The organism is Bradyrhizobium sp. CCBAU 11386, from assembly GCF_028128955.1.
In the GTDB taxonomy this organism is placed as follows: Bacteria; Pseudomonadota; Alphaproteobacteria; order Rhizobiales; family Xanthobacteraceae; genus Bradyrhizobium.
The window spans coordinates 1-531 of sequence record NZ_LBKA01000067.1 but is presented as its reverse complement, the minus strand read 5'-3'; the positions used below and the strand labels follow the sequence as shown (position 1 = coordinate 531).

Sequence of the window (531 nt, the reverse complement as noted above, 5' to 3'; positions counted from 1 at the left end):
TTGGTGTCGGTAACGATATGGCGCTTGCGCCCATGGAGACGCTTGCCGGCGTCGAATCCGCGTGGCCCGCCGGCCTCGGTCGTCGAGGCGGTCTGGCTATCGATGACGGCAGCTGTCGGTCTGGGCTTTCGCCCAAGCTTCCGGCGCGCCTTCCGAACCAAAGCTTCGACGATCTCCTGCCATCTACCCGTGTCGCGCCAAGCGTAAAAATAGCCCTGAACCGTCGAGTATGGCGGGAACTCCTTCGGCAAGGCTCGCCACTGGCAGCCGCTCGACAGAATATAGAAGATCGCCTGCACGATCTCGCGCAGATTAACCTCCCGCGGCCGGCCCAATCGCCGTCGCGGCGGCATCTTCCGGGCGATCAACGCCCACTCTGCATCGGTCAGATCACTTGTGTAACGCAGTCCACTGCGCTGATACTTGATACGAGCGGCTTTGGTCCACGGCATGGTGTCCTCCCTCGAATCTTTGCAAATCCGAAGGAATCACAGGCCCGCTAAAGCCGCTCACCTTTTTCGGTCAGGCTCT

Annotated in this window: 1 protein-coding gene; it reads right to left on the bottom strand. The window is 61.0% G+C overall.

Translation table 11 applies throughout. The features are described from left to right. The coding region (locus tag XI09_RS08390) for an IS5 family transposase (protein ID WP_271566420.1) at window positions 1-452 on the bottom strand (452 nt) is incomplete at its 3' end. Between the last annotated feature and the right edge of the window lie 79 nt (window positions 453-531).